This is a genomic window from Micromonospora sp. NPDC048947 (assembly GCF_040649495.1).
Taxonomy (GTDB): Bacteria; Actinomycetota; Actinomycetes; order Mycobacteriales; family Micromonosporaceae; genus Micromonospora; species Micromonospora alfalfae.
Map to the genome: position 1 here is coordinate 747,813 of NZ_JBEZFO010000001.1, position 8,412 is coordinate 756,224.

7 protein-coding genes are annotated in these 8,412 nt (G+C 68.2%); 2 read left to right on the plus strand and 5 right to left on the minus strand.

What is annotated here, in order from left to right; all coding sequences use genetic code 11:
• Window positions 1-85: 85 nt before the first annotated feature.
• The 5 genes from AB0B98_RS03315 to AB0B98_RS03335 all read right to left on the minus strand — a co-directional run bounded on the left by AB0B98_RS03315 (window position 86) and on the right by AB0B98_RS03335 (window position 4,011).
• The gene (locus AB0B98_RS03315; protein ID WP_357360527.1) at window positions 86-715 is read right to left on the minus strand and encodes a fasciclin domain-containing protein; all 630 of its coding nucleotides are present in this window, start codon (window positions 713-715) and stop codon (window positions 86-88) included.
• Between the two features lie 163 nt (window positions 716-878).
• Window positions 879-1,802, minus strand: coding sequence for a serine hydrolase (locus tag AB0B98_RS03320; RefSeq protein WP_357360529.1), 924 nt, complete (start codon window positions 1,800-1,802; stop codon window positions 879-881).
• A complete protein-coding gene (locus AB0B98_RS03325; RefSeq protein WP_357360531.1) occupies window positions 1,795-2,409 on the minus strand; it encodes a hypothetical protein in 615 nt (204 codons plus the stop codon). The genes AB0B98_RS03320 and AB0B98_RS03325 overlap by 8 nt, the downstream gene beginning before the upstream one ends.
• A 230-nt stretch (window positions 2,410-2,639) precedes the next feature.
• Window positions 2,640-3,140, minus strand: a complete 501-nt coding sequence (locus tag AB0B98_RS03330; RefSeq protein WP_357360533.1) for a SigE family RNA polymerase sigma factor — start codon at window positions 3,138-3,140, stop codon at window positions 2,640-2,642.
• Entirely contained in the window at window positions 3,133-4,011 is an 879-nt protein-coding gene (locus AB0B98_RS03335; RefSeq protein ID WP_357360535.1) for a hypothetical protein, read from the minus strand. Before AB0B98_RS03335 ends, AB0B98_RS03330 begins: the two co-directional genes overlap by 8 nt.
• Window positions 4,012-4,315: 304 nt before the next feature.
• Between AB0B98_RS03335 and AB0B98_RS03340 the strand changes: the two genes are divergently transcribed.
• Together AB0B98_RS03340 and AB0B98_RS03345 are read left to right on the plus strand one after the other, a co-directional pair.
• The gene (locus AB0B98_RS03340; protein ID WP_357360537.1) at window positions 4,316-5,299 is read left to right on the plus strand and encodes a GNAT family N-acetyltransferase; all 984 of its coding nucleotides are present in this window, start codon (window positions 4,316-4,318) and stop codon (window positions 5,297-5,299) included.
• A 685-nt stretch (window positions 5,300-5,984) separates the two neighbouring features.
• Window positions 5,985-8,363: a non-reducing end alpha-L-arabinofuranosidase family hydrolase gene (locus AB0B98_RS03345; RefSeq protein ID WP_357360539.1), complete on the plus strand. Its 2,379-nt coding sequence runs from the start codon at window positions 5,985-5,987 to the stop codon at window positions 8,361-8,363.
• Window positions 8,364-8,412: the final 49 nt, after the last annotated feature.

Genomic DNA, 8,412 nt, shown 5'->3' on the forward strand with positions numbered 1-8,412 from the left:
TGGCCCTGCCCGCCGGGGGCGGTCCTGGTGGGGGGGGCCCCGGGCGGGCTTGCCGCCGCCCGGGGCTCGATGGGGGTGGACACCCTCAGCTCCTGGGCATCAGGACGCTGTCAACGATGTACACGGTGGCGTTGGCCGTCGAGACGTTCCCGCAGACCACCATCGAGGTGCCGTTGACGGTGAACGACGTGCCACCACCGGTCACCGTGACCTCGTCACCCTGCAACGTCTTGTGGGTGCCGGCCAGGGTGTCCGGGGACAACTGGGCCGGCACGACGTGGTAAGTGAGGATCTTCTTGAGCATGGCGTCGTCGGCCAGGACCTTGTCCAGGTCCGCCTTCGGGATCTTGGCGAACGCGTCGTTTGTCGGCGCGAACACCGTCACGCCCTGCGCGCCGTTGAGTGAGTCCACCAGGTTGGCCTTCTTCACCGCCGTCACCAGCGTCGACAACAGTGGGTTGCCGGACGCCGCGGTGGCCACCGGCACCTTCGCCATCGCCTCGAAACTTCCCGGGTTGGACGGATCGGTCGGCACGGCCGCACAGCCCGAGCCGAACTGACCCGACATCATCATCGACGGCGAGGCGGAGGCCATCGGCGCGCTGGCCGACGTGCTCGGCGTGCCGCTGGCCGTGTCCTCGCCGTCAGTGCCGCCGCAGGCGGACAAGGCCAGCACGGCGATCACGCCGACCGTGGCAAACAGGCGCCGCTTCATACGAACTCCTCAGATGCTTGTACTCGATTGCTGCTGTCATGAGGCATTCGAGGCCGACCCGCAGACGGATGGGTACAAGATCGGGAATTGTTTGTCGCCGACGATGACGGGCGCCCGGCCGGCAGGTCGACCGACCCACTGTCGGCCTCAGCGGACGCGGGGCCTACCCCTGCGACAGCCCGTCGTGCGCAGTGGCGGCGCGCAGCTCCGTGAGCACGTACGTGGCGGCCCTCTCGACGACGCGGATGCCCTCTTTCCGGCTCACGTGATGGTCGGAGAGCACGGCGATCAGCCAGTCATGACGGGCCTCGACGATCCGTCCGATGCTGTTGACCAGCCAGCGGCCGCCGTCGACATCGGCGGTGTCCCAGCCGTTCTTGACGTAGTCGGAACGACTGCCCGGCTCCCGCGCGGCGGGAACCCCCCATCGCTGCTCGGGGATCACCTTCTTCATCAGGCCCATGATGAAGGTACGGTCCTGCGGGGTCAGCGGTCCCGTCTGGGACGTCACCGCCGTCAGCAGGCGAAGCTGGTCGGCGACAGTGGTGGTGGTGAGTCCCCAGTGCGAGTTGGGCTTGGTCTCGCGCAGACCGAGCGCGCGGTTCGCGGCGTTGAGGCCGCGCGAGCCCCCGATCCGCTGCCACAGGGCGACGGCCGCATCGTTGTCACTGGACACGATCATGGCCTCGGCCAACTGCCGGATGTCACTTCCCAGGGCCTTGCCCGGCGGGTTCTGGCGCAGCAGCAGAGCCGCGAGGATGTTGACCTTGACGATGCTGGCGGTCTCGAACCGTTTGGCGCCGACAGTCACCTCAGCCGTTCCCAGTCGGTCCACAGCCGCGACCGCCAGGTGGCCGTCGTACCGCTCCACGTAGGCGGTGATGCGCGTTCTCGCCTGGCCGATCCAGTCGATGGCCGGCGTCGTGGGGATCGGACTGGCAGGGGAGGAACCGAGCGATGGCCCGCCTCCCCCTCCGTCGCCGTCGCGGGTGGCACCGAAGGCGGCCGTCGCAGCGCCGGCCAGCGACATCGTGACCGCGGAGATGACCCAGCGTCGCGGCAGCTGCCGCCCTTTCCGCTCAGCCAAGGCGGGCCACCGCCCTCGCCGCGATCGAGTCCACCACGGCCCGGCTGCCCGGATCGGGCAGGCGGACCGTCGAGACCGTCTCGCCTCGCTTCACCATCACGAAGTACGTGATGGTGTTCGGGGTGTCCGCATGCGCGATACGACCTCGAACGAGCATCCCGGTGCCCTCCAGATAATGCGGGTCGACAACGTCGAACGAGACATGCGATCCGAGGACCGGGTAGCTCGCGCACCGCAGAAGGACCCGACGGACGTCATCGACGTTCCGCTCGGCCCAACCAGGTTCGTACGTCTCCACGACGTGGTGGGCCGGCGACGAGCCGTCAGACAGCCGGTAGTAGCGCTCCACGGCGGCGCGCCGATGCGACTTGGCCAGGTAGTCTTTGCTCCGGTAGTTGGGGCAGCTGTCCTGCTCCCACGGCCAGGACGCCAGACCGGTTCGCGCGTCGTCCTCATGCCACTCCGCTCCCAGCTCGCCCGCCCCCAGCAGCGGGCTCGGATCGCCCCGTTCCGCGTTCACGGTGTGCGGCTCGTCGGGGCCGACAGCGGACTCACCCCGATGGCACCCCGCGGCCATCACCATCAACGCCGACACGACCACAGGCACAACCGCGACCGAACGTCGGCCTCTGCCGCGAACCCGGCCCCGGCTCGTCCTGCTGCTCGATACGGACACCGAAAACCTCCCCAAACACAGGTACTTGCCACCGCAGGTGGCGCTTCAGGCGACGACGCCTGGCGGCACGTTCGTCGCCGCCGCAGCACCGACGCTGCGGTTGCCGGCCGCCGCTCCGACACCATCGGGACCCGCCACACCCCGGCGGCGGACGGAACCGGTCAATGGCGTTCCTCGGCGAACAGCTCGGAACGGGTCGCGCCGAGCAACTCACGCAGGCGGTTGAGGGAGCGCATGCTCTGGCTCTTGACGACGGCTGTGGAGACGCCCACAACCTCGGCGGTTGTCTCCACGCTCAGGTCGTCCCAGTAGCGCAGGACGATGATCGCCCGGTCCCGCAACGGCAGGGTGGCGACCGCGTCCAGCAACGTCATGCGCAGCTCGGCCGGATGTTCCTCGCTCCGCTCCGGCGGCGCCGACATCGCCAGCTCGCGGCTGGAGCGACGCCGCTGCTGGTCGATCATGCAGCGCAGCAGTACCTTGCGGGCGTACGCGTGGGGGTCGTCGGCCCGGCGGACCCGCCTCCAGTTGGCGTACACCTTGGCCAGCGTCGTCTGGGTGAGGTCCTGGGCGAGATGCCAGTCGCGGCACATCAGGAACGCCGCGTCGCGCAACCGGCCGGCGGCCGCCTGCGCGAACTCCACGAAGTCCTCGTCAGCCATTCGACCGGGCCAGTTTCGGGAACCTCTTGGCACCGTTGCGGACGTACTCGGCCGGCAGTTTCGTCCCCCACATCGGGTTGGCGGCGATCGCGGTCGCCTCCTTCACGGAGAGGACGGGCGATGCCGGCGAGGTTCCCTTGGGGTCCCAGGCCAGACAGCTCGCGATCATGAGATCGACCTGGAGGCCACCGCTGTGGTGCACGGTGACCGTCTGGCTCTCCAGGCAGTTGCCGGGTACTTCGGTCAGCTCCACCGTCCCGGGGACAGGGTCGCCGCCGAGGCGGTCCCGGTAGATGGAGAGCCCCACCATTCCCGCTCCATCGCCTCGGTCCAGGTTGAGCTGGACGTACGGCATGCCGGAGCCTGTCCCGCGGCTCGGCAGACTTGCATAGCCGCCGGTCTTCCCCTGGGGCAGCAGCCGGGTCAGCAGGTCCAAGGCGCCCTGCGGCGTGGTGGTCAGCAGCTCCCCGTCCGGCCCCGCCCCCATCCTCACGGTGTCGATCACGGTGGTCGAGGGAGTCGGCGGGACCAGCCCTCCCGGTTCTTCGTCGGCGCCCTCCTCGAACCGGACCGGGGCGCCAGCCGAGGGCGCGGCCGGGGACGGCGAGGTGGTGTCGACCGACCCGCCCGGCAGACCCAGGTTCGGCCCTGCGGGCTGACCGGCGTCATCCGCACCGACGCCGAGCGGCCCGGCGGCCAGGCCGATCACGAGCAGCATCGCCAACGCCGATCCGCCGGCGCCGAACTGCGCCAGGCGGCGTCGGTGACGAAGTCGGCGGCCCTGCACCACCGACTGTTGGACCAGGTCACCCAGTGGCGGGGCGGGATGTTGGGCCAGTTCGTCAGTGAAACGCCCACGCACATCGCCCATGTCCCTTGTTCCTCCTCGGCCGACCGCCCGCAGTGGCGATCCGTCATTGACCTGACGGGTTGGCCAGCCGATTTGGTTACCGAGTTTTGGCGCGAATTTTCAATCATTCACGTCCGCGGAACGTGGTGTTTTCAGTACGTGTGCTGCCCCCTCCGTAGCGTCACGATCCGCTGAAGCTGCTGGCTGGCGCACGGCCCCTGTCGCACGGGTGACCCCGTCGGTTGGGACACAACCCGTAGAGCGTCCTAGGAGGTTAGGGTGCTGGGGTCCCTTCATCGAACCAGTTCCATTAGGATGACCATCGATGAGGATCGCAGGTTGGAGTCGCGCCACATCAGCCGAGGCAGCAGCGCTGGCGGCGCTCTTCCAGCGCGCCGAGGCGGTCGCCCCCGTCGGCATGGAGCAGCGCGCTGAGGACGTCCGGAATCGACTGGCCACTCTCGGGCTGGACAGTGCCGGACGCACCCGAGTTGGCCGCGATGAGACCGGCAGCGTCGCCGCATACGGCGAGGTCGCCGACATGGGAACAGCGGACGACGTGCTCCGCATTCGCCTGACCAACGTGTTCCATCCCGACATCGCGGACGACGTCCGCGCAGAGCTGCACCACTGGCTCATCGACCAGGCGAAGCAGTTACGCGACAACCGAGGATCAGCACAGGCCGTCCTCGGCATCCGGTGTGCCGAAAACGATCGGGCTGGCCGCGAGCTGCTGATCGGTGGCGGCTTCGCGCTGGTCCGGCACGAACGGGACCTCGTCCTGGCGGTGCCTGACGAGCCGCCGGCTCCCGCGCTGCCGCCCGGCCTGGTGCTGACACCTGTCGAGGAGCGCTACGACGAACCGGCCCGGCTGGCCCACAATGAGGCCTACGCCGACAGCCCGGCAGCGGTTCGACCAGACCAGCGCACCTGGCCCCAGCACGCGACCGGACATCCGCGGTTCCTGCCCGACCTCTCCTGTCTGGTGCTCGCCGAGGCCGACCGAAGCGACAACCCGGTGGCTGGCTTCCTCTTCGCGCTCGCCGACGGCAGCACTGACACGCCGACAGCGCTTCTGCACTGCCTGGGCACCCGAGCAGCCTGGCGCCGCAGTGGCGTGGCCACGGCGATGATCTCGCGGGTCCTGCACCGTGCGCACTCAGCCGGCATCACACACCTACGACTCAAGGTCACCGACAGCAACCACCCCGCTCTGGCGCTCTACCGGAAACTGGGTTTTGTGGAGTCGGGGCAAGGGTTCGCGGTGCTGATGCGGCAGCTCACCCCCGAGGCCGACGAGCAGCCGTAGACCCGACGTTTCGTCGACTCGCGCTCGACGCCGCGGCCTACCACGAGGCGCTGGGCGCACGCGAAATGTTCCGGGCGTTACGCGCCACGGAACACCACCAGGCCGGCGACCGCCTGGAACAGCGCCTTCCGCCAGTCCCACAGCGCCGTCCGCGCAGGCAACGGCGCGAGGCCAGGCACCACCGCGTAACGCGCGTCGACCAGCCACGGTGCGGCAAGGCTCCAATCCTTCCGCCCTGATCCGTAACAGGCCCGAAACTACCGGTTGAAAACTCTGGAATTTTCTGCCAGCCTGGGAGCCATCGACAAGTGTGAACGTTAACAAGATCCGTTAGCACTGGAGGCGCTCCACGCGACCGTCGGGCCCACCCACCTACCAGGTGACCACGTCCACCACCGAACGAGCCCAGCGCCCGCAACCACTCCCCCACGGGCGACCGGGCCTGCCTGTCACCACCCCTATATCCGCTGGCCAGGTAGCCCGAGCCGACTCGCATCCGGGCGGACGCCTGACATGAGTCCCGCCCCCGCTCGGGCGCACTCACCATCGCGGCCGCCGCCATCCGAGCGGGGCCTCCCAATGGAACAGCGACAGGAATCCCCTACCCCACCACTGGAGGATCAGCATGGTTTCCCGGACCCGTCCCCTCGGGCGCACCCGACTACGAACACTCACTCTTTCCGGAATGGCCGCGATAATTCTGGCCCTGATCGTGTCGCTGCTGCCCAACCTGGCCCAGGCCGCCGAAACGACCCTCGGTGCCGCGGCGGCCCAGTCCGGCAGGTACTTCGGTGCCGCCGTCGCCGCGAACAAGCTCGGCGACAGCGCCTACACGACGATCCTGAACCGCGAGTTCAACGCTGTCACGCCCGAGAACGAAATGAAGATCGACGCGACCGAGCCGCAGCAGAACAACTTCACCTTCGGCAACGCGGACCGGATCGTCAACCACGCCATCTCCCGGGGTTGGAAGGTCCGGGGGCACACCCTGGCCTGGTACTCGCAGCAGCCGGGCTGGATGCAGAGCATGGAGGGCACCGCGCTGCGCAACGCGATGCTCAACCACATCAACCGGGTCGCCGGCTACTACAAGGGCAAGATCTACTCGTGGGACGTGGTGAACGAGGCGTTCGAGGACGGCAACAGCGGCGCCCGTCGTAACTCGAACCTGCAGCGCACCGGCAACGACTGGATCGAGGCGGCGTTCCGCGCCGCCGACGCGGCGGACCCGGACGCGAAGCTCTGCTACAACGACTACAACACCGACAACTGGACCTGGGCCAAGACCCAGGCCGTGTACAACATGGTGCGCGACTTCAAGTCCCGTGGCGTGCCGATCGACTGCGTTGGCTTCCAGTCGCACTTCAACGCCAACTCGCCGTACAACAGCAACTACCGCACGACGCTGTCCAGCTTCGCCGCCCTCGGGGTGGACGTGCAGATCACCGAACTGGACATCGAGGGCTCCGGCACGACGCAGGCCAACACCTACCGCAGCGTGGTCAACGACTGCCTGGCCGTGGCTCGCTGCAACGGGCTCACCGTGTGGGGTGTGCGCGACTGCGACTCGTGGCGCTCGAGCGGCACTCCGCTGCTCTTCGAGTGCAACGGCAACAAGAAGGCCGCCTACACTGCCACCCTTGAGGCGCTGAACAGCGCGGGCCCCGGGACCACCCCCACGCCCACCACGCCGGGTCCGACTCCCACCGTCCCGCCGGGCTCCGCCAGTGAGATCGTCGGCGCCCAATCTGGCAGGTGTATCGACGTACCCAACGCCTCGACCACCAACGGCACCCGGGTCCAGCTCTACGACTGCAACAAGCAGACCAACCAGGCCTGGACCTACACCTCGGGCAAACAACTACAGGTGTACGGCAGCATGTGCCTCGACGCGGCCGGCACCGGCAACGGCGCGGCAGTGCAGATCTACAGCTGCCACAGCCAGACCAACCAACAGTGGAACGTCAACTCCAACGGCACCATCAGCAACGTCCAGTCCGGACGATGCCTGGACGCCTGGAGCACCGCCAACGGCGCCCAGATCCAGCTCTACGACTGCCACGGACAAACCAACCAGCAGTTCCGGCTCGCCACCTCGGGCGGCGGCACCCAGACGCCCACGCCGACGCCCACCACGCCCCCGCCGACCGGCGACACGTGTGACCTTCCCTCGTCGTACCGCTGGTCGTCGACCGGCGCGCTGGCGCAGCCGAGGTCGGGGTGGGTGTCGTTGAAGGACTTCACCGTCGCCCCGTACAACGGCCAGCAGCTCGTCTACGCCACCACGCACGACACCGGCACCACGTGGGGCTCGATGAACTTCGGTCTCTTCAGCAACTACTCGCAGATGGGCTCGGCCAGCCAGAACGCGATGAACTCGGCGACCGTCGCGCCGTCGCTGTTCTACTTCGCCCCGCGCAACATCTGGGTCCTGGCCTATCAGTGGGGCGGCACGGCCTTCTCGTACCGGACCTCGAGTGACCCGACCAACCCGAACGGGTGGTCGTCGGCCCAGACGCTGTTCACCGGCAGCATCTCCAACTCCTCGACCGGCCCGATCGACCAGGCGATCATCGGCGATGACCAGAACATGTACCTGTTCTTCGCCGGCGACAACGGTCGGATCTACCGGGCGAGCATGCCGATCGGGAACTTCCCGGGCAGCTTCGGCTCCAACTACACGACGATCATGACCGACACGACGAACAACCTGTTCGAGGCCGTTCAGGTCTACAAGCTCCAGGGCCTGAACAAGTACCTCATGATCGTCGAAGCGATCGGCGCGAACGGGCGTTACTTCCGCTCGTTCACGGCCACCAGTCTGGGTGGTTCGTGGACGCCGCAGGCCACGTCCGAGAGCAACCCGTTCGCGGGCAAGGCCAACAGCGGCGCGACCTGGACCAACGACATCAGCCACGGTGAGCTGCTGCGCACCAACGCGGACCAGACGATGACCGTCAACGCCTGCAACCTGCAACTGCTCTACCAGGGTCGTTCCCCCAGCTCCGGCGGCGACTACGGCCTCCTGCCGTACCGGCCGGGTCTGCTGACCCTGCAACGCTGACCATCGGACGACACCGGGGGCGGGTGGGCTCGGCACACGACGAGCCCAC